This is a genomic window from Schaalia sp. lx-260 (genome assembly GCF_021083645.1).
In the GTDB taxonomy this organism is placed as follows: Bacteria; Actinomycetota; Actinomycetes; order Actinomycetales; family Actinomycetaceae; genus Pauljensenia.
In genome coordinates, this window is sequence record NZ_JAJNRQ010000003.1 from 234,484 (window position 1) to 259,606 (window position 25,123).

Sequence of the window (25,123 nt, forward strand, 5' to 3'; positions counted from 1 at the left end):
TTAAAGTATGTATATTTTTATGACTTTCCTTTAGCGCTCAAAACCTATGCATCCGATATTGACATATTGTGGCTATACGTAAATTTTTAGATAAAAAATACGATGCCTTAATTTTCAAAATATGGAGTTACGAAAATATAACGATCCACCAAAAGTATTTTGATGAGATTTTACACAGAGTAGGATGAAGGAATCCTGCGAAAAGGAGGCCCGCAGTACTCACAACGATGTGGATGCTTCGGGTTTTTGTTTTTGTTTGTTGTGGAAACACTAACGCGCACGCTGCGCTTGAGGGCGGGCGGCGTACTTTTCACAAGTGTGTTTGTTGCTGGTTTTCTTGATAAAAAGCGTGTCCTTCTCACCTTAAACAAGCAAGAAGGACACGCACGCTCAACGCGATTTCTTTTGCTGAGAGTACTCAGGCACTAGCCCCTGGCACGACGCTCCACACCACGCGCCACAGCGCCACAACCAGCCAAAGCACCCACCAGCACCAACAAAACCAGCACACCCGTACCCGTATTCGCTAAATGACGAGAAACAGGACGCACAGGAACAACAGTCACCTCATCAGACAAGCCACCCGAACCCGACTGGTCTAAGGCGCCACTTTCAGCCCCAGCATCATCAACCACCTCACAACCAAGCTGATCGCGCGCAGGAGCACTCCACGACCAACGCGTACGAGCACCCTCAACAAACACAAACCCAGGCAACGGCTGCGCAGTCACAACAACAGTAGAACCATACTCATACGCATGCTCACCCGCATCAACCACACGACCATCCATCCTGTACACAACACCCTCAGTCAACGGAATCGTCACAAAAGGCGCAACCACACACGAAGAAGGATCCGACGCAAAAGGAGCAACCGGAGCAACACCCACCAGCTCAGACGCGCCACCCGACTGCGGAGAGTCACCCGACTCAGGCACATCACCAGACTGTGGCATATCACCAGACTCAGGCGCATCACCAGACTGTGGCATATCGCCGGACTGTGGCATATCACCCGGCTGAGGCTGCGGCTGCGGCTGTGGTTGCGGCTGCGGTTGAGGTTGCGGAGCTGGGGTTGGGGTTGGTTTCGCAGTGAAAACCCACGTGCCAACAAAAGCCACATCCTCAACCCCAATAGTGCGAGCATTCTCATCCCAACCCTGGAAAGACCATGTGCCGTCAGCCACAGCAACCACGGCCTCAGCAGGAGCAGGAGCAGTCACCTGATCGCCCTTCACACCACTCACAGGCGCAGGCGCAGCAAGTGAAGCAGGCAAATCCATCCCCGCAGTAGCACTACGGTAGGTGAAGGTCGCGGCATGCTGATTACTCGCGAAAGTCCACGTACCAACAAACGCCACATCCTCAGTATCAATAGTCTGGGAATCGTGATCCCACCCAGCAAAAGTCCACACGCCGTCATTATCAGCATCAGCCACAGTGGAGTGTTCAGGGGCTGGGGCGTTCACCACGGTGCCTTGAGAACCACTCTGATTATGCTGTATGACCAAAGAAGCAGGAAGCTCCCTGCCTTCAGTACCACTACGGTAGGTGAAGGTAGCAAGGTGAGCATTCAACAAATACGTCCACGTGCCAACAAACGCTAGGTCCTCGTCAGCGAAAGTCTGAGAATCGTGATCCCACCCAGCAAAGGTCCACACACCATCATCCTCAGCAACCTTATCCTGCTCAGGCATCGGCGCATTCACCACATCGCCCTTCTCGCCTGTCACAGGCGCAGGAGCGGTAAGCGAAGCAGGAAGATCTTTACCCTGCGTACCACTACGGTACGTGAAAGTAGCAGTGTGCTGATTGCTCACAAAAGTCCACGTGCCAACAAACGCCAGATCCCCGACCCCGAAAGTCTGGGAATCATGATCCCACCCGGTAAAAGACCACACACCGTCATTATCAGCATCAGCCACAGTGGAGTGTTCAGGGGCCGGGGCGTTCACCACGGTTCCTTGAGCACCAGTTTGATTTTGTGGATGAACCAAAAACGCAGGAAGATCCCTACCCTGTGTTCCTGACTGGTAAGTGAAGGTCGCAGTGTGCTGGTTTTCCGCATACGTCCACGTGCCCGTGAATGTCAGGTCCCCGTCAGCGAAAGTCTGGGAATCGTGATCCCACCCAGTGAAAGACCACACACCATCACCCTCAGCCACAGTATTTGGCACAGGAACAGGCGCACTCACCACATCACCCTTCACACCAGTCACAGACGCAGGCGCAACAAGTGAAGCAGGAAGATCCTTACCCTGCGTCCCCGACTGGTAAGCGAAAGTCGCAGTATGCTGATTGCTCGCAAAAGTCCACGTACCCGTCACAGTCACATCTTCACTGCCAAAAGTGCGAATAGTGGGGTTCCACCCAACAAAATGCCACGTGCCATCAGCCTGAGTGTCCTTATAGTCTTGAGGCTGGTCAGGCATCGTCACACTGTGACCTTCATAGCCAGAGGCCGCTTCAGGAGCTTTCAATTCAGCAGGTAAAGCCGGAGAAGTATCAGCAGCCTTGTAAACAAACGTGACCGTGTGCTGATGTGCGGGCGTGAATACCCACATACCCACAAGTTCCACATTCGCTTTATTGACTTTTAGCTGTTCAACGATAGTTCCGTTATACATCCATCCATTGAAAGTCCACGTGCCAGGTACACCATTGTTCATTGTGGCACTCGTTGCGAGAGCCGGATTAACGGTGACGTTTTCTCCTGTGGTGTACGTGTTGTTATCAACGGGCACAGCGGGGGAATTTTCCGGCTGCGTATCACCATCAATCCGGTAGGTGACAGTGTAGGTATGAGGTGTGAATGTCCACGATCCTACAAACTCAATATCGTGATCTGTCACCGATGCTTGCGTGACAATATCATCGCTACCGGCTAGTTTCCATCCATTAAAAGCCCATGTACCATCCACACCATTGTGTTCAGGACTGGTTGAGGTCACAAGCGCAGCTTGTACAGTATCTCCGTTCCTGTACTCTTGCGTTACAACGGGCACAGTCACATCCTGCGGCACATCACCATCGAAACGATAGGTCACGTGATATGTGGTCGGCGCACTGTAGATCGAGGTTGTGAACTCGTTCGTTTGCGCCTTATACGCGAGGTAGATAGCAGACTTCAACTGTTCAACATAAGTGTCCTTTGCACGTACACCTGTGCGAGTGTTTGCAAGGTCTTGATCCACAGCCGTTTTCATCAACTCGCGTAGCTTGGCTGCATTTTCAATCGTGATGGTCTGTCCACCGTAGGTGATCTTCACTGGTGAAAGCTGATCGAGCTTAGCTTCACGCTGAGCAAACATTGCTTTACGGAATTCAGCATCTGAGCTGTAGGGACTGATTTTCTTGAGCACTTCACTATCAGCAAAGAGAGCACCTTCTGGTGTACCTGCTGGTTTGTATTGGTCAGACAGGTAAGGAACCCAACCATTGCTAAACCCGTACTCACCAAGGAGTTCCCAAGCGATACGTCGTATATGGACATCACCCGTCGCGCCTTCAGGTGATTGAGGCGCACCAAAGAGTGGGCTGAATAACGGGACCGTCGGATAGCTGTTATAGGGAACCGTGCCTACATGCCTTAAACCGACAGCTTCATAACGAGAAACAACAGCATTCGCATCAACGAGGTCATTAATAGATGTCCAGTTCGCGGCATCTTCCTCACGTGAAACTGTGAAATTTTCATCATACTTGCCCGTATAGGGTCTGTTACTTGGGGTGAGAGTAACAATGTTGAACCATTTCTGTTTCGTTACTGCATCACGCGCAAGTATTTCTTGAGCTTCGATCAGGTCAAGAGTGTTGGTCACATCCAGTAGGTTCTTCATGTAGTTTTTCACGGAACTCTCATCAGTAAATGAGGTGACCGTTGAATTTGCATATCCACTGGCCGGCCAGTTCATGATCTGGTTCAACTGATAGATCGGGTCGTTATTTTCCAAAGTTTCATACAAGCCACGTGGTAACAGCTCTGTTGATGTACCTGAACGGTGCCTATTGCCTTTGAGATACGCATGAGGAGGGTTTTGTGCAAGCTGATGAGTCAGCTCGTGACTGTAGGCTGAGCTGCCAGTATCATTCAAAAGTCGTGCTGTCCAGAACGTAATGTCATTACCTGATGCTTCAGCACCAACATGCTTATGAGCTGACCACAGCTTCATTGGACCAAAGAAAGCCTTGACCGCTTCAGCCGCGTTTGCTCCCCCTTGGGGTGACCATGCGGCTTCACCACTCCCACGGCCAGCCACAAAGTAACCTTCCGTGACGATACGGTCAGTTTTCAAATTTCCTGCAAATTCAGGCACCATACGCGCCCAAAAATCAATATAGGCAGCTTGGTCTTGACCGCGCTGGGCAACACGTTCTTTGAATGTTGCCATATCGGAGGTATTGGTCTTATCCGCAACATACCCTTCACGCATACCCCAACTCACCGAGGACACATTCGAGAGCACGTACATGTCACTATTGGTTCGCGTGACCAGCGGCAAAAAATAAGACAGGAGTTTTCGTGACGACACCATTTTTGAATACAAGCGATAGATACCATCAGCAATACTGGGGCTTGCATTTTCTGCGACAGTATTTCCATGCGCAGTGAGCTGACCCGCATACCAGTCATCAACCTGGTCAGCAGGAACAACGCTCTTAATGAAACCGTCAAGTGTTCGCTCATTACTCACTGTGCCAGCAAGTATGCGGGTAAATGTGTCAATATTCTTAGGCATCGCATATTGATCGCCGGTTTGCGACCCTAAAGCGATGGCAACATCAAGGGGATTGAAGGCTTTACCAAATGAACCTGAAGTGCGTAGGCCCTGAGCAAAATTTACCTGCCCATAATCAAAGTCATACAGGCGCTGCTCATATGCTAAGCCAAGCAACAATTCAGCAGGTTTAGCCTGAATTGTTCTGGTGTAGTAGTCAGCGTCACGCCCACTATTTTGCGAGTCCGAGGAAATCACCTGGGCAAGATACGTCTCAAGGTTTGCTTGCACATCAGCAAACGCTTGGGCATATCCAGAACCCGCCACGTATTCCTTATGAAGTTCCTGCTTTGCCTCATCCTCTGTGACCTCCACAAAGTTACGGCCAGTTGCTTTAGCAATCGCAATGCGCTTATGTGTCACATCGGCATACGAGAATCGTGAGGGCGCGATTTTTCCTGCCACTTGAGGCGAATCATAGGTTAAGGCGCTCAAAGTTGAACGCACATTGGCAATCACCTCAGCCACCTGTGTCTGATCCAATCCACTGGCCGCATAGGCTGGTGCAAGTAGGCCCGACATACACAGGCACAGGACAGAAAACAGCACAACCACTACGCGTCGCATAAAATCTCTCAAACTTCAGTGTCAAATAAATATCAATACCATTGTAGTAAAAGCGCATACTACTTGACCAAATGGTCCATACAACAACGTAGTCGCTCTGTCCTATATTTTCTCAGCCAGCAAAGGGCATACGCATGCTATACCAGCTGTCATTCAGTACATCATAAGTGCAATCTGCACATATTTTGGGGGCACAGTGCAATCTACACCATGCCCCCAAAGAAAACAGATACGCTCAGCGCATTGCTACCTGACGTTCAGCAGCTTCAACCACGTTCATCAGCAAAAGCGCACGAGTCATCGGTCCCACTCCACCAGGATTTGGTGAAAGCCACGAAGCAACTTCATCTACCCCATCAGCAACATCACCATGCAAACGCGATTTCCCTGTGGCCTCGTCATACACGCGTGAAACGCCGACATCTAAAACTACCGCACCCGGTTTCACCATATCCGGTTTAACCAGTCCTGCAAAACCCGCAGCAGCAACAACCACATCCGCCTGACGCACATGGCCCGCAAGATCACGTGTCCCCGTATGGCACAACGTCACCGTCGCATTCACTGCGCGACGTGTCAGCAGCAGGCCAATAGAACGCCCCACCGTCACGCCACGCCCAATGACACAGACATTTTTACCGTCCAAAGTAATCCCGTGGCGTTCCATCAACTCAATGACAGCACGTGGAGTACAGGGCAACGGAGAATCAATCGGTTCATTTGCGCGCAGCACCAAACGGCCAAGATTCATCGGATGTAAGCCATCCGCGTCCTTTGCTGGATCAATACGTTCCAGCACAGCATTCGTATCAATACCCCTAGGCAAAGGTAATTGAACAATGTATCCCGTGCATGAGGGATCCTCATTCAATTGATCTATTGCCGCCTCAATATCACCTTGCGATGCATCGGCTGGTAAATCCACGCGTATTGATTCAATACCCACTTCAGAACAGTCACGATGTTTCCCCGCAACATATGCAACCGAACCTGGATCTTCACCTACCAAAATAGTGCCAAGACCAGGAGCAACACCGCGTTCATGCAGGAGGCCTACGCGCTGACTAAGCTCATTTTTTATTGCTGAGGCCACCTTTACTCCGTCAAGGAGACGTGCTGGACCTACCCAAGGCGCCCTCATTGATTAAGACCCGCATACAAGGGGTGTTTATCAGTCAAACGCCCCACACGTGCACGCAAAGCATCAACATCGACAGATACCCCTGATGCCCCTTGTACCAGCGCAGTCGCAATGATGTCAGCAACCTCTGCGAAGTCTTGCGCATCAAATCCGCGAGTCGCCAATGCGGGAGTACCAATACGCAAACCAGATGTGGTCATCGCAGGACGAGGATCGAAAGGAACCGCATTACGATTCACTGTGATACCAACCGCATGTAAGAGGTCCTCTGCTGCTTTCCCGTCCAACTGAGAGCGAACAAGATCCACCAAAACCAAGTGCACGTCTGTACCACCGGTTACAAGGCGTATCCCCGCCGCTTGAGCATCCGGTTCATTCAGACGCTGCGCGATGATCTGCGCACCTTCCAAAGTACGACGCTGACGATCACGGAATTCTTCGGTCTGAGCGATCTTCATTGCGATAGCTTTCGCTGCAATCGCATGCATTAATGGACCGCCTTGCTGGCCTGGGAATACGGCGGAATTTAGTTTCTTGCCCCATTGTTCCCCGCGTGAGGAAAGGATCATACCTGAACGTGGACCAGCCAGTGTCTTATGAACAGTTGTCGTGGTGATATCTGCAAAAGGCACCGGATTTGGATGCAAACCTGCAGCAACAAGACCAGCAAAATGAGCCATATCCACCCATAAAGCAGCCCCTACCTCATCAGCAATATCACGGAATGCTTGGAAATCTAAATGACGAGGATACGCAGACCATCCAGCAATAATGACTCGCGGGCGTTCACGTACAGCTACTTCACGTACTGCTTCAGGTTCAATACGCATGGTTTCACGGTCAACTTCATAGGCAAGCGCATTGTAGTTTTTCCCTGAGAAATTAATTCTCATCCCGTGCGTCAAATGACCGCCGTGAGCTAAAGACAAACCAAGGATTGTATCGCCAACATTTGCCATTGCCATCAGAGCAGCAGCATTTGCTTGAGCACCCGCATGAGGCTGCACATTCACGTAATCTGCACCAAAGACTTGTTTTGCTCGTTCGATTGCGAGATTTTCTGCTACGTCAACAAATTCACATCCGCCATAGTAACGACGACCTGGGTAGCCTTCCGCATATTTATTGGTGAGGACTGAGCCTTGCGCTTCTAAAACAGCGCGTGGAACAAAGTTTTCTGAGGCAATCATTTCTAATGTCGAGCGTTGCCGTTGAAGTTCCTGGTCCAGGACCGCACGAATTTCGGGGTCAAGTTCAGCCAAAGTAAGGTCGTTCAGACGATCCATGTGATCTCCTATGCGTTGTCAGTGCTGTCTTTCACTAGCGGTAGTACATGTACTTACTACCACGGAGTCAGGCCCAGGCGGGCGGCCACGACCTCCATAATCGCTCCCCGGTGGTCCCCCACCTGTGCGCCAGTCACGACTTGTTCAGCTTAGCGCAGATAGCATTACCATGTGGTTTCTCTCCAGAAAATCCGGACACTCCTAGCAGGAAATCCACCACATTCACACAGGGAACAATGGCCCTCCGAAAGCAAATGAAACGGAGTGGGCTACGCGCATATAAGCGCACAATATGTGACTTGACCTGCTTGCGAAAGGCGAATGAATTGTCGAGTTAGCGTGAAAAAACTACCGTACGCGACCCATCCAGCAGCACGCGGTGTTCACTATGCCAACGCACAGCTTGAGCCAGTACACGACGTTCCACGTCCTGCCCTAAAGCCACCATGTCGTAGGTAGAATCAGCGTGAGATACTCGGGTCACATCCTGTTCAATGATTGGCCCTTCGTCAAGATCCGGCGTTACGTAATGAGCGGTTGCACCAATCAGTTTCACACCGCGATCATGAGCCTGCGCATATGGCCGAGCACCTTTGAAACTTGGCAGGAAAGAATGATGAATATTAATGATCCGGCCTGCCATTACTTCGCATACGCGTTCGGAAATAATCTGCATATATCGCGCCAAAACAACAAGCTCAACCTTTTCAGCATCAACAAGGTCAAGGAGTCGTTGTTCAGCTTGCGCTTTGCTTTCCGGCGTGACGGGGACCAGAAGGAAAGGAATCCCGTAAAATTGAGCGACAGGCGCTAAATCCGGGTGATTACCCACAACTGCCACTACATCAATCGGTAGCCCTTGAGTGCGTTGACGGTACAGTAAATCTTGCAGGCAATGTCCCTCACGCGACACCATAATGACCGTACGTAAAGGGCGTCCCAGTTCATCTACATTCCACTGGGCGCCAAAACGCTCTGCTACTTCAGTCAGTCCAGTTTCCACAGGTTCACGACCGACAGGGGAATCAACCTCCACGCGCATAAAAAACAGGCCTGAATCAGGGTCACCAAATTGCTGGGACTGGATAATATTGCATCCATTCCCGGTCATCACACCTGTCACTGCATGGACAATACCTGGCTGGTCAGGGCACGAAAGAGTGACAACCAGTTTAATACGCTGCGAAGTTGTGTCAGTCATGCACATTAGGGTAACGCTTCCACTACTTTCACGTCATACAGGCCCATAAACATGAGCATCATTGCTGGGCAGGTATTTTGAGCTGGGGATTCCAGCATTGATTTCAATACCCCTCACGGGTATGTTTAAGGAATGGCTTCTACAGATTCTGAAAACCTGCCACAGGATTTAACGCACCCTCAGAACCCCTGTATTCCTTCCACAGACGCAACGCATACACACGCTCCCTTATTTCCTTCACGTCGAGAACTCCATCAGCGCACGACTTCTTCTCCGCGCCCACACGCATCAGCCCACGCTCACCAGCATTCACATAACCATGAACACAATCATGTGCAGGGCGTGTCCTCCACAGTTCGTCTCAGCCTTGCCCTCGGTATCACTTTAAGTGTTTTCCTGGCTGAGATCATTGCCTCATCCCTGTCAGGTTCTTTATCTTTAGCAGCAGATGCCGCGCATATGGCTGTGGATTCCTCAGGGCTCCTTATTGCTCTTATCGCAACTTTTTTAGCTCAAAAACCTCGTTCAGACCGTCACACATGGGGGTGGGCACGATCTGAAATCCTTGCGACGGCACTGCAAGCGGGTATGCTTTTCGCTGTTTGTGTAGGTGTTGCGTGGGAAGCGATTCCGCGTTTACTATCCCCCACGCCCGTTAATGGCCTTGTAATGTCAGTCCTTGGCATTACTGGTCTGATAGCGAATATTATTGCATTGACTATTTTAACAGGGGGCCGACATGATTCACTCAATATGAGGGGCGCTTTCCTTGAAGTCCTCAATGACACCCTCGGGTCTTTCGCTGTTATTGTGGCCGCTGTTTTGAGCATTTATGTGGGATGGTGGGCAGCTGATGCTGTAGCTTCCCTCGTTATTGCAGCTTTAATGGGTCCTCGCGCCTTATCGCTCTTGCGTCGCTGCGTCACCATTTTATTGGAGCACACGCCGCAAGAATTAAATCTGGGTGAACTACGTCAGCATTTTCTTTCAATTGAGGGAGTACAAGCTATCCATGACATGCATGTGTCAGTGATTGCGACAGGAATCGTAGCTTTGACCGCTCATGTCAGTGTTGATGAAAAACTCAGTGCCGCTGAGCGTGACACTATCCTCCATACTTTGCAAGAGTGTACTTTCAGTCATTTCCCACTGACGATCACGCATTCTACTATCCAAATTGAAGGCCTCACACATGCTGAGCATGAAAAACCTCTGCATGCATAGTCTGTGCGCATAAATGAAGCTAGACATAGTGCGGTGGGCCATACGATGCGTACAGCATCGTATGGCCCACCGAAAGTATGCAGCGACGAAAACGTTACTTAATGAAACCCAAAGCCTTCACAGCGTCGTATTCTTCCTGCAGAGCAGCAATATTGTGGTCAATGCCTGCGCGTGAAGCCTCAGAAATTTCCAGGCCCTCAACGATCTGCCATTCGCCACCGTTAGAGGTCACTGGCATACCGAAGCACAGACCAGCCGGCACACCATAGTGGCTGCCATCCATCATCACTGCTGATGTGGTCCATTCGCCTTCAGGTGTGCCTAGCACCCAGTCATGCATGTGGTCAATTGCTGCGCCCGCTGCTGAAGCAGCTGAAGAAGCGCCGCGCGCCTCAATAATTGCAGCGCCACGCTTAGCGACAACCGGACGGAATTCTTCAGACAGCCATGCTTCATCCACCAATTCTGATGCGGCTGTGCCACCAACAGTTGCCCATGACACGTCAGGGTACTGATCGGCAGAGTGGTTACCCCACACCACGAGGTTCTTAATATCAGCAACAGGAGCACCTGTTTTGCGAGCAAGCTGAGAAATCGCGCGGTTATGATCCAGACGCATCATCGCAGTGAAACGCGAAGCGGGGACATCTGGAGCAGCATTCGCAGCAATAGTCGCATTTGTATTTGCAGGGTTGCCGACAACCAAAACACGCACGTCGTCAGCAGCACCAGCGTTAATAGCGGCTCCTTGTGGGCCGAAAATACCGGCGTTTGCTTCCAGAAGATCTGCGCGTTCCATGCCTTGACGACGGGGCATAGCACCCACAAGGAATGCGGCATTTGTTCCTTCAAATGCTGCATGAGCATCTGTGTAAATGTCTACGCCTGCGAGCAATGGGAATGCGCAGTCATCCAGTTCCATTGCGGTACCTTCAGCAGCTTTTGCACCCTGAGGAATTTCCAGCAGATTCAGTTTCACTGGAACATCCGGACCAAAAACCGCTCCAGAAGCGATGCGGAAAAGCAGTGCATAGCCAATATTGCCAGCAGCACCAGTTACGGTGACAATACGAGGTTGTGACATATCTATTTGCTCCTTAATTGGGGAACAAGCGGCACGCATATTGCGGCTGTAATGTTCCCTCAGGTGAATTCAAGCTGACAATGTTAAGCGTAGGCGTTTCTGCAGATTTTTTCCTATGCCTGCAGTCCCAAATCCATATTTTTATGCCGTTGCTCATATTTTCACCAAAAGAAAGCGTGTGGCACACGCCTCATACATGTTGTGCATGTATCTGCATGAGCTACAGAGGATTCTTTTCACACAAGCCCTGCACTCAAGGGATACTACTTTCATTGCTCCTGCACTACATAGGAAAATCCCATGAGGTTCAACGATCCACAGAGTACTCGCTCTCTGTAGCATCGCGTAACCTCATGGGATACACCCTTGTTCTCAGCGATGGTATAAACGCTGAGAACTATCACTTAGGAACGATGCGCCCGGTAAAACTCAATCAGCGCGCGGGTAGACGAATCCTGAGCAGCTAACGCAGCTTCATCCCCAGCAATTGCTGGCATGATTTGCTTTGCAAGTACTTTCCCAAGTTCCACACCCCACTGGTCAAAGCTATCCAAGCCCCACACTGCTCCCTGCACAAATGTGATGTGCTCATATAAAGCAATGAGCTGACCCAGAACTGACGGATTCAATTCAGCAGCCATAATGGAGGTCGTTGGACGGTTACCTGTAAAAACACGTGCCGACACGATGTGTTCCGCAGTGCCTTCAGCTCGCACTTCTTCACTGGTCTTACCAAAAGCCAGAGCCTTTGTTTGCGCCAAGAAATTCGACAGGAAAAGCTCATGCATATCCGCTTCACCGTCACGCAAAGGCCATGTTGGGCGTGCAAAAGCAATGAAATCTGCTGGGACCATACGTGAGCCCTGATGGATAAGCTGATAGAACGCATGTTGACCATTTGTTCCCGGTTCACCCCAGAAAATCTCACCGGTATCGTAAGTCACAGGAGCACCGTCGCGGCGCACAGATTTCCCATTTGATTCCATGGTGAGCTGCTGCAAATATGCGGGGAAACGATGCAGATACTGCGAATATGGCAAAACAGCGTGGGTATCTGCTCCAAGGAAATTGGAGTACCACACATTCAATAAGCCCATGAGCAACGGGACATTATGTTCTGGCTCCGCCTGAGCAAAATGACAGTCCATTACATGGAAACCGCGTAAGAACTCCGCAAAAGCCTGCGGGCCAATAGCGATAGCCAGTGAGGTGCCAACAGCAGAATCAACTGAATAGCGGCCGCCTACCCAATTCCAGAATCCAAAAGCATTCTTCGGGTCAATACCAAATTCAGCGACCTTATCTAAAGCTGTTGATACGGCAACGAAATGACGTGAAATTGCTTCTTTTTCTGCGGGCGTATCACCTGTGGCAATAATGTTACGTTCACGCAGTGCGTTAAGGAACCACTCGCGCACTACACGCGCATTCGTAATAGTTTCCAAAGTGGTGAAAGTCTTTGAGGCCACGATAACCAGAGTGGTTTCAGGGTCAAGGTCTTTTGTTACTTCACCAGCATCAGTTGGATCAATATTCGATATGAAACGACATTCCAAACCTTCACGAACGTATGGTTTCAATGCCTCATATGCCATAACTGGCCCAAGATCAGATCCGCCGATCCCCACATTTACTACGGTACGCACAGGCTTGCCTGTGATACCTGTCCATTGCCCTGAACGTACTCGTTCGGCAAAATCGTGCACGCGCTCTAAAACATCGTGGACATCTGCAATAGCATTCTGTCCGTCCACTTCTAATGTGTCATTCGCTGGGCGGCGTAAAGCCGTATGTAAGACTGCACGATCTTCCGTGGTGTTAATGTGAACACCGGAGTACATGGCATCACGTAATTCGTACACCTTCGTTTGTTCAGCTAATGCCAGTAGTTCTGTCATGATTTCATGAGTAATGAGGTTCTTTGACAGATCAACGACCAGATCACCAGCTGTACGGGTCCACTGCTGCGCACGGTCAGGTTCAGCAGCAAACCACGCACGCAAATCCGGTTCAAATGTATCGGCTGCTTTATCGAGGTTTTCCCACGCAGATGTCATTGTGGGGTCAAGTGGAACGAGGTCACTCATAGTTTTCCTTTTTCTTCTATGGTTTTCGATTACGTGGTCGGTAAATCAGGTCCACATGATTCGCATGTGTCCTGCTCGTGTTAGTGGGCTAAATCAGCTGCATCCACAATTGTCACTGGTTGCACATTCACATCAGGATCTTTAAAGGATACGGTTGTTAAAACAGGTCGTAATTCCGCCCACCATTGAGTAACAGGACGACGATTCTTCATATCGAGGTCATCAGACATGCGTTCTACCGGTCGCACATCCATACCGCCTTCTACTTGCCCGACATACACGTGACGCGCGCGACCCGAAGCTATCTGGTCAGCTATTTCCTCTATGCCGCAATCAACAAGGCGTGTGGCAAGTAGGCGGTCAAAAGCGCTGGGCGCTCCGCCTTGTTGTAAATGTCCTAGTGCCGCATGACGCACATCGTAGATGCCTTGACCTTCGGCTTCAAAAGCAGTTGCCAAGAATTCTGAATCATAGTGCGGATCATTGGCTTCATTGACTACAACTAAGAAAAGACGCCGTCCTTCTTGGAAAGATTCACGAAGTTTACGTGCGTCTTTATCAATATCTGCCAATGCCACGGGCTGTTCATTAAGGTAAGCGTATTCAGCTCCCGTGGCGATACCAGACATCAGTGTAAGGTAGCCGCAGCGCCGTCCCATCAGTCGAGCAACGAAACAGCGTTTAGAAGCGGCAGCCGATTCTTTAATACGGTCCAGTGCCCATATAGCATTATTGAGTGCGGTGTCGGCGCCAATCGACAGTTCTGACCCGGGCAAGTTATTGTCTATCGTTGCCGGTATCAAAACGATTGGTAAACAAAAAGCAGGGTAACGATCTCTTTCTGCGTTCATCGCATGGACAGCAAGGTAGGCGTTGAGCCCGCCGATCACCATGAGCGCATCAATTTCATGTTTTTCAATTGCCCGTCCAAGTGCATAGAACTGTTCTACTGAGGGCACGGGACGGCGAGTGCCCAGTTCTGCGCCTCCTTGGAAAGCCCAGCCTTCAACATCTCCCCATGACAATTCACGCACTTGGCCATCAGCTAAACCAGCCCAAGAACCTTCAACGCCAAGCATGGTCCATCCGCGCGCAATACCCAGACGAACCGCAACACGGGCGGCCGTATTCATCCCTGGGGCTAGACCGCCAGCGTGCAGGATTGCAATTCGACGAGGATGATCCTGAGGTGGGGATATGAGTTGCGGAGGTGAAGAAAGAATTTCGTTAATTCGCACCATTGTTTTGAAAGAAGATCCACGGGCAGCTTGAGCGCCTGAGAAATCTCCTGCAGCAACTAAATCTTTCACTCCGCGCGTATCGGTTACTGCTTTCATCAGGGGTAGACGGGTAATTCGGTTGCGTCGCACCCCTAGAATACGTGCCTGTGTATGCGTGTCGTTATCTAAGATTTCTTGGACCGCTGCATACCCCAGCAAGGTTGACATCCAACGGTCATATGCTGAAGGTGAGCCGCCGCGCTGTACGTGCCCCAAAATCGTGATACGCGCGTCTTCGCCTGTTCGTTCTTTTAATGCGTGCGCAATATGGGCCGTTGTCAGAGCATTTCCTTCACGGTCTGTGGCACCTTCTGCAACCAGAACAATAGATTCACGACGACCTGCTTCGCGTCCTAAACGTAGTTTGGTTGCCATGTCGTCTTCCCAGCCGGGTCCTGCTGGATTTTCAGGAGTAAAAACATAGTCAGCCCCGCCAGCGACAGCTGCCATCAAAGGTAGGTAACCGCAGTGTCGTCCCATCACCTCAACAATAAATGTGCGCTGATGCGAAGCCGCGGTAGAGGAAATCTGGTCAATGGCATCAAGAATTCGATGTAATGCGGTATCTGCGCCGATCGTCATATCGGTACCCACCATGTCGTTGTCGATAGAACCGACAAGTCCAACGACATGCAAAATAGGGTGCGCATCTGCGATCTCTTGACTGATGTGTCCTTCCTCAACGAGTTCACTCACATGCTGTGACCATTCTTCACGGAATTCGTTGGTGCCTGAAAGGGAACCATCCCCTCCGATGACAACTAGGCGATCAATCCCGTGTTCTAACAGGTGCAAAGCCGCAGCGTGGCGGCCCCAGTATTCACGAAATTCTGGGCAACGCGCTGTTCCGATAACAGTCCCCCCTTGGGAGAGAATCCCTGAGGCATCTGACCATCCCATGCGTTTAATGGAGTCACCACCGTTGACAGCACCTGACCATCCTTCAAGGATCGCGTACGGTTGAACGCCTCGGGCAAGTGCGGTTCGCACAACGGCACGTACCGCAGCATTCATTCCTTGAGCGTCACCGCCTGAGGTAAGGACACCTATGCGAGGTGTCATACCTTGCTGTTCGTCGCAATCAGTAGTGTGTTCCATAAGTTTTTCCGTTCCATACATCTGGTCTGGATAGGGTAAGGAAGTCTGCGATAGTACGTGCACGCATGTGTGAGAACAGCATATGTGACTTTTTCACATGTTCTCCTTGCGTGAAAGTAAATAGCAGACAGTTATACAGATTACTCTATAAATATGGCTCGCTGACTGCAGGATTTCACGCAGTCAGCGAGCCAATTCTTTTCAAGAATACTGCAGGATTTCACGCAGTCAGCGAGCCAATTCTTTTCAAGAATTCAGGGGTTTATACCTGAGAGGTGAGCGCGCTTTGGGCACGTTCTTCTGGGGTGACGACTCCTTCTACTGACACTTTATCCAGGTAAGCCATTCCATCAAATGCAAGTTCACGCGCATTTTCTGGGTCGGCTTCGCTGCCAAGGTGTCCTCCGGCGAGCTTGTCAACAACCAGTGAAATCGCAGCATCACCTGTGACATTGGTTGCCGTACCGAAAGAGTCGAGGGCAATGTAGGTAGCAATCATCAATGCAACAGCGGATTCATCGAAGCCTAGCATTGAGGCAAGCAAGCCTGTGGAGGCCATGATTGCTCCGCCAGGCACGCCGGGGGCGGCAACCATCGTAATGCCGAGCATGAAAACAAAACCTACCCATTGAGCTGCTGTGATTGTCATTCCGTGGGTGTAGACAATTGCGAAAGCGAAAGCAAAAATCTTTGAGGTGGATCCGGCCAGGTGAATGGTGGCGCACAGAGGGATCGTGAAGGATGCTACTGGCTGTGAGACACCTAATTTACGTGCTTGGCGCAGTGTTACTGGAATTGTTGCTGCAGATGATGATGTTCCCAAAGCGGTGAAGTATGCCGGGAGCATAGTAAGCAGTGATGTGAAAGGATTCTTCCGTGCGATGGCTCCGGCAACAAAGTACTGCGTCAAAAGGATGACGAGTTCAAGAATAAGAACGATGACAACCACGCTGAGCATGTTGCGCATAATGCCCCATGCTTCACCTGTGTAGGTGAAGTTTAAGAAGATGCCGAAAATATGCAATGGCAACAGGGGGACAATTACTTTTTCAATGAGGCGCGTGATGATGGCTCGTAATTCGATCACTCCTTTGCGTAGGACGCCTCTGGGAACGAATGAAAGACCGATGCCGATGATGAATGATAGGAGTAACGCTGTCATAACATCCATGACTGGCGGCATCTGGACAACAAAGTACGATGCGAGAGCACTACCTGGTTCTTTCGCGTCAGCAAGTGAAGATCCAAGGACGTGTGGGAATATGGTTGCACACGCAAGGTAGGTAAGAAATCCTGCAAATAGGGTGGATCCGTAGGCGATTGCCGCTGTAATGCCTAGCCATTTACCTGCGCCTTTACCAAGATCTGCGATAGCTGGGGTAACAAGCCCAATGATGATGAGCGGAATTGAGAAGCCAAGGAATTGACTGAAAATCGCAGAGAATGTCGAGAAGAAACGACCGAGTGTTTCAGGAATGATGTGCTGATCGCCAATGCGGAGTGAGCCAAGGACAAGAGCCAGAACAATTGCGACAAGCACCCATACGAGGATGCCACTCTTTTCCATAAACTTACGCATACCTATTTTCCTTGTGTTGTAGAGGAAGGGTCGCTTAAAGACTGCCTTTTGATGAAGTTTTACCGGAGAACGTATCAGCATATGGACTTTCTGGGGTAGCAGATTGGCCCTGCTTACCCTTTACCGTTCTTGATGAGTTGTGAAGCACATGTATAGGTAGGCCTATAGGTAAAGGGACGGCCATTCCTTTATGGATATGACCGCCCCTTTGTTTCTTTCAGTGTTTCTTGCTGTATTCCTGCATATTTTCATCGAGGACGTGGAGGAATTCTTCGGTTGTCAGCCAGGGAGATTCTGCGCTGATGAGGCGTGCGAGGTCTTTCGTCATCTGCCCTTTTTCTACAGTACGAATGATTACTTTTTCCATTGCTTGCGCAAAACCGATGACTTCAGGTGTTCCGTCAAGTTTTCCTCGGTGTTCCAGTGCGCGAGTCCATGCAAAAATTGATGCAATCGGATTGGTAGAGGTGGGTTCGCCTTTTTGATGACGACGATAGTGTCGGGTAACAGTGCCATGTGCGGCTTCGGCTTCCATCGTACGACCGTCAGGGCTCATCAGCACTGATGTCATTAATCCGAGGGACCCAAAGCCTTGTGCTACCGTGTCGGATTGAACGTCGCCGTCGTAGTTCTTACAGGCCCACACGTAACCGCCGGGCCACCGTAAACTACATGCCACCATGTCGTCAATAAGTCGATGCTCGTATGTAAGTCCTGCGGCATCGAATTGTTCTTTGTATTCTTCTTCAAATACACGGGCAAAAGTATCCTTAAAAGCTCCATCATAGGCTTTAAGGATCGTGTTTTTTGTTGAGAGATACACCGGATAGCCTCGTTGTAATCCGTAGGCAAAAGAGGCGCGCGCAAAATCAGCGATGGATTCGTTGAAGTTGTACATTCCCATCACTACACCGCCGTCTTTGGGGACGCGGATAATTTCGTGTTCTATGGGTTCTGAACCGTCCTCAGGTGTGAAGGTCAGGGTCAATGTGCCGGCTCCGGGAAGGGTCAGATCTGTTGCTTTGTATTGGTCGCCAAAGGCGTGACGTCCAATGACGATGGGTTTTGTCCAGTGCGGGACAAGGCGTGGAATGTTAGAGATGATGATTGGTTCACGGAAAATAACGCCGCCAAGGATATTGCGGATAGTTCCGTTAGGGCTTTTCCACATTTTTTTCAAGCCGAATTCTTCTACACGCGCTTCATCAGGAGTAATGGTTGCGCATTTGACACCTACGCCGTGTTCTTTAATGGCGTATGCGGAGTCGATTGTCACTTGGTCGTCGGTGGCGTCCCTGTTTTGTACTGACAGATCATAGTAGCGAAGGTCAATATCAAGGTAGGGGTAGATCAAGCGTTCTTTAATAAATTGCCACATAATTCGAGTCATTTCATCGCCATCGAGTTCAACGACTGGCCCTGCAACTTTGATCTTTGACATGAGCGCTCCTTTATAAAATATGTCACGATTGACAATCTCAATCCCCAGATTACTCGATATCAAGATATATGTCAGGCCTATGTATGCCTTATTGGGCAATTTACAAACAAAAAGCTAGAAAAACCCCTTTCATACGTGACTATCCCACCCCAACGGTGGCAGTCCACGGCGCAAACCACCAACACGCCACAGCTACAAGAATCCACAACACACAATCAAAAAAACGCCCCCGCGAAGCAAACCATGGCCTACCGGGAAAAATAGCGCGCACACAGGCACAAAACAATGAAAAACCCGCCAATGATAAAACCGCGCGATGAGGATGATTCGTCACAATGAGAACAAGAAAGACACATAACCACAGAACAGTCACTATGCGAGTAGCACGCTCAAGCCAAGCGGCATAAGCAGAAAAACGCGATCTTTTTTGCTCATTCACCTTTCGGACCCTAGCATGGACGAGCCGTGCTTCACACTATTTTCTGCACGTGTGGGCCACAAGCACAGATACCATTAAGGAAGTGACCAATTCCGGCCACCACCGTTGCACACATATGTCGCACGTATACGAAGGAGCATCCGTGATTTCCCGTTTCCTCGTTATCGCCCCGGAAGGTATACACACCACCCGAGCCGCCGACGACCTCGCTCAATGCCTCTCTGCTGCAGCGCCGCTCAGCCGCATGAGCGCCTTTGCAGGCACAGACCTTACCAGTGCAGCCGCTTCGCCTGAACGCGCACTTCCCCTCGCCGTAGAAGCTGTACGCGCATGCGACAGTGAATATGTACTTATCGAGGGTGTAGCCGACGTTGCACTACACCTCTTTGACACATTCGACTGGAATCTTAATTTAGCTGCAGCAACACAGGCACATGTCATCTTGGCTTTAGACACCGAAGGGTATTCTGCCGACCTTGTTGCCGCAGAAATTCGCACAGCACGTATGCGCGCACAAAAACATCATGCGCAACTCAGCGCCGTCCTCTTACCTGCAGCAATGGCTCAAGCAGTTTCAGTGGACGATGTACACATACTCTCTCTGCCGCTCACCGATGAGTCACGAGCTACTTTGACAGGCCTCACCCCTCCATCAGCAGTTACACCACTGACCTTCCAAGCAAATCTTGTTGATCGTGCTCGTTCAGACCGTAAACGCATTGTCCTACCCGAACCAGAAGATGATCGTGTCCTCAAAGCAGCAGCAGAAGTACTTCAACGCGGCATCGCTGACATCATCCTTGTTGGCGACGAAGTAGCTATCCGTCAGCGCAGTGAACAGCTCGGTGTTGATGTTTCTGCGGCTAGCGTTGTCGCTGTGGACGATCCTGTGCTTCACGAAAAGTATGCCGCTGAATTTGCGCGTCTGCGTCAAAAGAAAGGCATTACCATTGAGCAGGCTCGCGAGAAGGTACGTGACGTATCCTACTTTGGCACGATGATGGTACATATGGGAGATGCCGATGGCATGGTTTCAGGTGCAGCCCATACGACTGCTCACACCATTGTTCCTTCATTCCAAATTATCAAGACAGCACCGGGTGTATCAATTGTCTCCTCAATTTTCCTCATGCTCATGGCTGATCGCGTGTGGGCTTTCGGTGACTGCGCAGTAAATCCCAACCCCACGCCTGAACAACTTGCAGATATCGCAATTTCCTCTGCATATACAGCTCGCCAATTCGGTATCGAACCAAAAGTTGCAATGCTGTCCTATTCCACAGGAACCTCCGGTTCTGGCGTAGATGTGGAAGCTGTTGCTGAAGCAACCCGCATTGCTCAAGAAAAGGCCCCCGAACTCGCAATCGAAGGCCCTATCCAATTCGACGCATCTGTTGATGAAGCCGTGGCTGCCACAAAACTGCCGCATTCCACAGTTGCAGGCCACGCTACCGTATTCGTATTCCCCTCTCTTAACGCAGGAAATATTGGGTACAAAGCTGTTCAACGTTCATCTGGCGCAGTTGCTGTTGGCCCAATCTTGCAAGGATTAAATAAACCAGTGAATGACTTGTCACGCGGCGCCCTTGTGGAAGATATTGTGAATACTGTTGCTTTGACAGCTGTCCAAGCGCAAAACTCAAGCAACGCCTCATAATATGTCAGCGCGGCACGTATAGCTTTTATCAGTTGTACATAATCCAGCCTCACACTCATCTCATTTTCATTTATGGAAAGGCCCATTTATCGTGAAACAAACTGTCCTAGTCATAAACTCAGGTTCGTCCTCCATTAAGTACCAACTTGTTGATCCACAAACTGGCCAAGCATATGCAAAAGGCCTCGTTGAGCGTATTGGCGAATCAGAAGGCCATATCGTCCACAAATACGATAGCAATACCACTGAAGTGAATGCCCCTATCGCAGACCACGAAGTAGGGATGCGCGAAGTTCTTCGTCTTTTTGACGAGGTCGGCCCACGTTTATCCGAAGCACATATCGTCGCAGTTGGACACCGCGTTGTACAAGGTGGCCGTTACTTTGATGGACCCACTTTAATTACTGACGATGTGCGCACCCTCATTCACGACCTATGCGCGCTTGCTCCCCTGCATAATCCTGCGCACCTTAAAGGCATTGATGTGGCACGCGACCTCATGCCAGATGTTCCTCATGTCGCTGTTTTTGACACAGCTTTCTTCCAGAGTCTCCCCGAAGAAACTGCGACTTACGCCCTTGACCGTGATGTAGCGGAAAAATACTCTATTCGCCGTTATGGAGCTCATGGCACCAGCCATCAGTACGTTTCTCAGAGCGTGTCACACCTACTTGAACGCGATGATTTACGTCAGATTGTCCTTCACCTCGGCAATGGCGCTTCTGTGTCAGCAATCAAAAATGGGCACGCTATCGACACATCTATGGGTCTGACACCATTAGAAGGCCTAGTTATGGGTACCCGTACCGGTGATATTGACCCTGCTGTTGTTTTCCATTTGCAACGTCAAACCGGCTGGTCAGCAGAAGAACTCGATACGCTTTTCAACAAGAAATCCGGTTTGAAAGGCTTAACCGGCGAAAATGATATGCGTGCTGTCCGCGCCATGACTACCAGCGACGATGAACAAACACGTCGCCGCGCACGCGTGGCATTAGATGTGTATATCACCCGTATCGTGAAATACATTGGTTCCTATACCGCTGAACTTGGTGGCCTTGATGTCCTCACATTCACCGCAGGAATCGGAGAAAACGACACCAATTTACGCACTGAAATTATTGAACGCCTCGCACCTTTTGGTGTTTTCCTTGATGAGGCAGCAAATAATGCCCGCCACGATACAGCCGTCACTATTTCCACACCGGAATCTTCTGTGCGTGTCATGGTTGTCCCAACAAATGAGGAATATGCGATTGCGCAGCAGGCACTCAGCCTAGTCTGACCCTCATATATTCAAGGGTATTTCTCACACCTTATGGGGTCTGGCTTTCAGGGTCAGACCCCATATTCTTTCTCAATTTCGTGTTTTACCGATACCGACACGGACCTATCACGCTGGAAGGACAGCCCTACTCATCTGTGAATCTTTCACTAGAAGACACTCACATATGCACGTACACTTCCACCTGAAGATCAGCGCACACTCGCAACAGGAGTCACCATGAATTTTTTCAACATCTACGACCAAGGTTTTGCTCGTGTCGCCGCAATCTCATTCCCTGTGCATCCTGCTTGCCCACACAAGAATGTTGAAGAAATCATAAGCGCTGCCAGACAATGTCACGAACATGGTGTGAGTGTAGCCGTATTCCCTGAATTATCCGTCAGTGGATATTCGCTCGACGACCTTTTCTTACAAGATGTGCTCCTTGACAATGTGGAAAAAGCCCTGCAAACACTCCGTCAAGCAACCACTGATATGGCTCCCCTACTTGTCGTTGGCGCACCACTGCGGCACTTTCACCGAATTTACAACTGTGCTGTTATTTTCCATCGTGGCCGTGTCCTCGCAGTCATTCCGAAAACACACTTACCGAACTATCGTGAATTCTACGAAAAACGGTATTTCGCTACTCTAGGACCTCACACACCTCGACACATTGATATCACACCTTGGGCATGCGACCTGTCAGATGCTGACAATCTCGCTGAATCTGATCGTCTCTTTGTTCCTTTTGGCCCCACACTTATTGAGGCAACCGATATACCTGGATTCACACTCGGAGTTGAGATTTGTGAAGATATGTGGGTTCCCGTCTCCCCTGCTTCTATAGCAGCACTACATGGGGCAACTGTCTTAGCAAATCTTTCTGCTTCCCCCACAACAGTAGGCAGAGCCGATGACCGTGATCTGTACACACGAAGTGCCTCAGCCCGACTCAACGCTGCCTATATATATGCCGCAGCTGGCTTAGGTGAGTCCTCAACGGATCTCACGTGGGATGGTCACACGGCAATTTATGAGGCCGGAGATCTTTTAGCGCAGGGACCACGTTTCATACAGGACACGCATATTATCACTGCTGACATTGATCTGGACCGCCTCCGCACAGAACGTAGTCGTCAAGGTACTTTCCAAGATAATGCTGATTTTCTTGCCGTAAACGGGCATACGCCTACAGATTTTTCCCCGGCCCGCGTGCAGGTGTCACTTACTCCTCCACGTGAGGATATTGGTTTTGAACGTGTTGTTGATCGTTTCCCATTTGTACCTAATGACCCACAGCGACTCGACCATGATTGCTATGAGGCCTACAACATTCAAGTAACTGCCCTCGCGCAGCGTCTGCGTGCAATAGGACAACCAAAGCTCGTGATCGGCGTATCGGGCGGGCTTGATTCAACCCATGCCCTCATTGTTGCAGCACATGCGATGGACCAGCTCAAACGGCCTCGGACCGATATTTTGGCCTACACCATGCCTGGCTTTGCAACCAGTCCTGAAACCCTCGCGAAAGCCTGGGAACTTGGTCGTTCCCTTGGGGTTTCTTTTGAGGAGATCGACATTCGTCCCGCTGCCCGTCAAATGCTAGCTGATATGAAACATCCCTATGCTCACGGCACCGACCTTTATGATGTGACATTTGAAAATGTTCAAGCTGGCCTGCGCACTGACTATTTATTTCGCTTAGCTAATCACCATGGCGGTATTGTCCTTGGCACAGGTGACTTATCTGAACTCGCCTTAGGATGGTGTACCTATGGGGTCGGTGACCATATGAGTCATTACGGGGTAAATGCAGGGGTTCCGAAAACTTTGATCCAACATCTTATTCGTTGGGCGGCCTCATCCAATCAATTTGATGCGCGCGTCAATCGTGCTCTTTTGTCAATTGTGGATCAAGAGATTTCACCGGAACTTATTCCGGCGACCTCAGATGGGCATATGCAATCAACACAAGAGCGAATTGGCCCGTACAATCTGCAGGATTTCACCCTTTTTTACATTTTACGGCGAGGCGCACGGCCTTCAAAGATTGCCTTTTTAGCTCATCATGCATGGTCAGATATATCACGAGGAAATTGGCCGGCTACTTTCCCGTCTTCAGAGAAAGTTGCCTACGATTTGTCAACTATTGTGCGCTGGGAGCGTTTGTTCTTGAGTCGTTATTTTAGTCAGCAATTCAAACGGAGTGCCCTGCCCAATGGGCCAAAGGTTGTGGCAGGCGGGTCCCTTTCGCCTCGCGGTGATTGGCGTATGCCCTCAGATGTATCGGGAGCGGATTGGGTTGCTGAACTGGATGCTGCTGTGGCGGGCCTTATCGAAAATTAATCTCACAAATCTGACAGATCACCGGGGAAAGCTCTCCATATGCAGTATGGCAGGCTAAAACCTGAGCACTCTCGCAAATTTTCTCGGTAAAATTTGTGACGTATAGAAAGGCATTGTCGTGTCACTCACTCTGTTCTTCGCTTATGCGGGAAGCGTACTTTTCCTGCTGTGTACCGGAGCTTTGGCCTACATTATTTTCCATATTTTTCGTGGAACTTTGCCTTTTGCTTCGCGTTTAGCTTTACCGAGTCGCGCGTTGCGCAGCTCTGAGCAGATCTGGCAGGCCGGTCATCGAGCTGCATGCCCGCTGTTATGCGCTAATGCTTTTTTCACGGGAATACACGCTGTTGCGTGCGCTGCTTTCGCATGGTGTGCGCCCGCTCATCCTTTGACTGTTTTCCTGCCTTTCAATGGCATACTTGTCGCGAGCGTCCTGTGGGTTTTAGCTGATAAAGTCGCGGTGTGGACATCCAATCATGTGTAATGCGCGTTGATAAGTCATAAGTCACGGCGCTTACGCTGAAGCCATATTTTATTTCGTCAGCGCTTTCTTCACTCCCTGCTTTCTTCAGTCTCTGCTTTCCTCAGGCTGGGCTTTCCTCATCAGGGCGCACTTATCCTTCAACTTATAAAACATCACGTGCT

At 50.1% G+C, this 25,123-nt stretch carries 15 protein-coding genes and 1 riboswitch; of the genes, 5 read left to right on the forward strand and 10 right to left on the reverse strand.

What is annotated here, in order from left to right; translation table 11 throughout:
• Nucleotides 1-425: 425 nt before the first annotated feature.
• The 4 genes from LRP57_RS05025 to purU form a co-directional block, all read right to left on the reverse strand.
• The gene (locus LRP57_RS05025) at nucleotides 426-5,300 is read right to left on the reverse strand and encodes an SHIRT domain-containing protein (RefSeq protein WP_231205437.1); all 4,875 of its coding nucleotides are present in this window, start codon (nucleotides 5,298-5,300) and stop codon (nucleotides 426-428) included.
• A 280-nt stretch (nucleotides 5,301-5,580) separates the two neighbouring features.
• Complete coding sequence (locus LRP57_RS05030) at nucleotides 5,581-6,486, reverse strand: bifunctional methylenetetrahydrofolate dehydrogenase/methenyltetrahydrofolate cyclohydrolase (RefSeq protein WP_231205438.1); 906 nt, start codon at nucleotides 6,484-6,486, stop codon at nucleotides 5,581-5,583.
• The gene (gene glyA / locus LRP57_RS05035; protein WP_231205439.1) at nucleotides 6,483-7,772 is read right to left on the reverse strand and encodes a serine hydroxymethyltransferase; all 1,290 of its coding nucleotides are present in this window, start codon (nucleotides 7,770-7,772) and stop codon (nucleotides 6,483-6,485) included. Before glyA ends, LRP57_RS05030 begins: the two co-directional genes overlap by 4 nt.
• Nucleotides 7,773-7,836: 64 nt before the next feature.
• Nucleotides 7,837-7,919: riboswitch (ZMP/ZTP riboswitch) on the reverse strand.
• 187 nt (nucleotides 7,920-8,106) lie between these two features.
• Nucleotides 8,107-8,973 (reverse strand): formyltetrahydrofolate deformylase, encoded by an 867-nt coding sequence (gene purU / locus LRP57_RS05040; RefSeq protein WP_231205440.1) that lies wholly within the window; start codon nucleotides 8,971-8,973, stop codon nucleotides 8,107-8,109.
• Between the two features lie 132 nt (nucleotides 8,974-9,105).
• Between purU and LRP57_RS05045 the strand changes: the two genes are divergently transcribed.
• Nucleotides 9,106-10,197: a cation diffusion facilitator family transporter gene (locus LRP57_RS05045; RefSeq protein ID WP_231205441.1), complete on the forward strand. Its 1,092-nt coding sequence runs from the start codon at nucleotides 9,106-9,108 to the stop codon at nucleotides 10,195-10,197.
• 94 nt (nucleotides 10,198-10,291) lie between these two features.
• Here the strand turns inward: LRP57_RS05045 and LRP57_RS05050 are convergent, their stop codons facing one another.
• The 6 genes from LRP57_RS05050 to LRP57_RS05075 form a co-directional block, all read right to left on the reverse strand.
• Nucleotides 10,292-11,281, reverse strand: coding sequence for a malate dehydrogenase (locus LRP57_RS05050; protein ID WP_231205442.1), 990 nt, complete (start codon nucleotides 11,279-11,281; stop codon nucleotides 10,292-10,294).
• 404 nt (nucleotides 11,282-11,685) lie between these two features.
• Nucleotides 11,686-13,368 (reverse strand): glucose-6-phosphate isomerase, encoded by a 1,683-nt coding sequence (gene pgi, locus LRP57_RS05055; protein ID WP_231205443.1) that lies wholly within the window; start codon nucleotides 13,366-13,368, stop codon nucleotides 11,686-11,688.
• 80 nt (nucleotides 13,369-13,448) lie between these two features.
• Complete coding sequence (locus tag LRP57_RS05060; RefSeq protein ID WP_231205444.1) at nucleotides 13,449-15,746, reverse strand: 6-phosphofructokinase; 2,298 nt, start codon at nucleotides 15,744-15,746, stop codon at nucleotides 13,449-13,451.
• A gap of 262 nt (nucleotides 15,747-16,008) precedes the next feature.
• Nucleotides 16,009-17,325: a dicarboxylate/amino acid:cation symporter gene (locus LRP57_RS05065; protein ID WP_231205445.1), complete on the reverse strand. Its 1,317-nt coding sequence runs from the start codon at nucleotides 17,323-17,325 to the stop codon at nucleotides 16,009-16,011.
• 217 nt (nucleotides 17,326-17,542) lie between these two features.
• Entirely contained in the window at nucleotides 17,543-18,766 is a 1,224-nt protein-coding gene (locus tag LRP57_RS05070) for an NADP-dependent isocitrate dehydrogenase (protein WP_231205446.1), read from the reverse strand.
• 139 nt (nucleotides 18,767-18,905) lie between these two features.
• A complete protein-coding gene (locus LRP57_RS05075; protein ID WP_231205447.1) occupies nucleotides 18,906-19,205 on the reverse strand; it encodes a DUF3017 domain-containing protein in 300 nt (99 codons plus the stop codon).
• A gap of 145 nt (nucleotides 19,206-19,350) precedes the next feature.
• Here LRP57_RS05075 and pta point away from each other — a divergent pair, with 145 nt between their 5' ends.
• The 4 genes from pta to LRP57_RS05095 all read left to right on the forward strand — a co-directional run bounded on the left by pta (nucleotide 19,351) and on the right by LRP57_RS05095 (nucleotide 24,962).
• Complete coding sequence (gene pta / locus LRP57_RS05080) at nucleotides 19,351-20,862, forward strand: phosphate acetyltransferase (protein WP_231205555.1); 1,512 nt, start codon at nucleotides 19,351-19,353, stop codon at nucleotides 20,860-20,862.
• A gap of 88 nt (nucleotides 20,863-20,950) precedes the next feature.
• Complete coding sequence (locus LRP57_RS05085; protein ID WP_231205556.1) at nucleotides 20,951-22,147, forward strand: acetate/propionate family kinase; 1,197 nt, start codon at nucleotides 20,951-20,953, stop codon at nucleotides 22,145-22,147.
• A gap of 219 nt (nucleotides 22,148-22,366) precedes the next feature.
• Complete coding sequence (locus LRP57_RS05090; protein WP_231205448.1) at nucleotides 22,367-24,478, forward strand: NAD(+) synthase; 2,112 nt, start codon at nucleotides 22,367-22,369, stop codon at nucleotides 24,476-24,478.
• 118 nt (nucleotides 24,479-24,596) lie between these two features.
• Entirely contained in the window at nucleotides 24,597-24,962 is a 366-nt protein-coding gene (locus LRP57_RS05095; protein WP_231205449.1) for a hypothetical protein, read from the forward strand.
• Nucleotides 24,963-25,123: the final 161 nt, after the last annotated feature.

Coding starts and splice junctions, on each gene's coding strand:
- LRP57_RS05025 (WP_231205437.1), bottom strand. CDS start 5,300: ATGTCGGGCCTACTTGCACCAGCCTATGCGGCCAGTGGATTGGATCAG.
- LRP57_RS05030 (WP_231205438.1), bottom strand. CDS start 6,486: ATGAGGGCGCCTTGGGTAGGTCCAGCACGTCTCCTTGACGGAGTAAAG.
- glyA (WP_231205439.1), bottom strand. CDS start 7,772: ATGGATCGTCTGAACGACCTTACTTTGGCTGAACTTGACCCCGAAATT.
- purU (WP_231205440.1), bottom strand. CDS start 8,973: ATGACTGACACAACTTCGCAGCGTATTAAACTGGTTGTCACTCTTTCG.
- LRP57_RS05045 (WP_231205441.1), top strand. CDS start 9,106: ATGGCTTCTACAGATTCTGAAAACCTGCCACAGGATTTAACGCACCCT.
- LRP57_RS05050 (WP_231205442.1), bottom strand. CDS start 11,281: ATGTCACAACCTCGTATTGTCACCGTAACTGGTGCTGCTGGCAATATT.
- pgi (WP_231205443.1), bottom strand. CDS start 13,368: ATGAGTGACCTCGTTCCACTTGACCCCACAATGACATCTGCGTGGGAA.
- LRP57_RS05060 (WP_231205444.1), bottom strand. CDS start 15,746: ATGGAACACACTACTGATTGCGACGAACAGCAAGGTATGACACCTCGC.
- LRP57_RS05065 (WP_231205445.1), bottom strand. CDS start 17,325: ATGCGTAAGTTTATGGAAAAGAGTGGCATCCTCGTATGGGTGCTTGTC.
- LRP57_RS05070 (WP_231205446.1), bottom strand. CDS start 18,766: ATGTCAAAGATCAAAGTTGCAGGGCCAGTCGTTGAACTCGATGGCGAT.
- LRP57_RS05090 (WP_231205448.1), top strand. CDS start 22,367: ATGAATTTTTTCAACATCTACGACCAAGGTTTTGCTCGTGTCGCCGCA.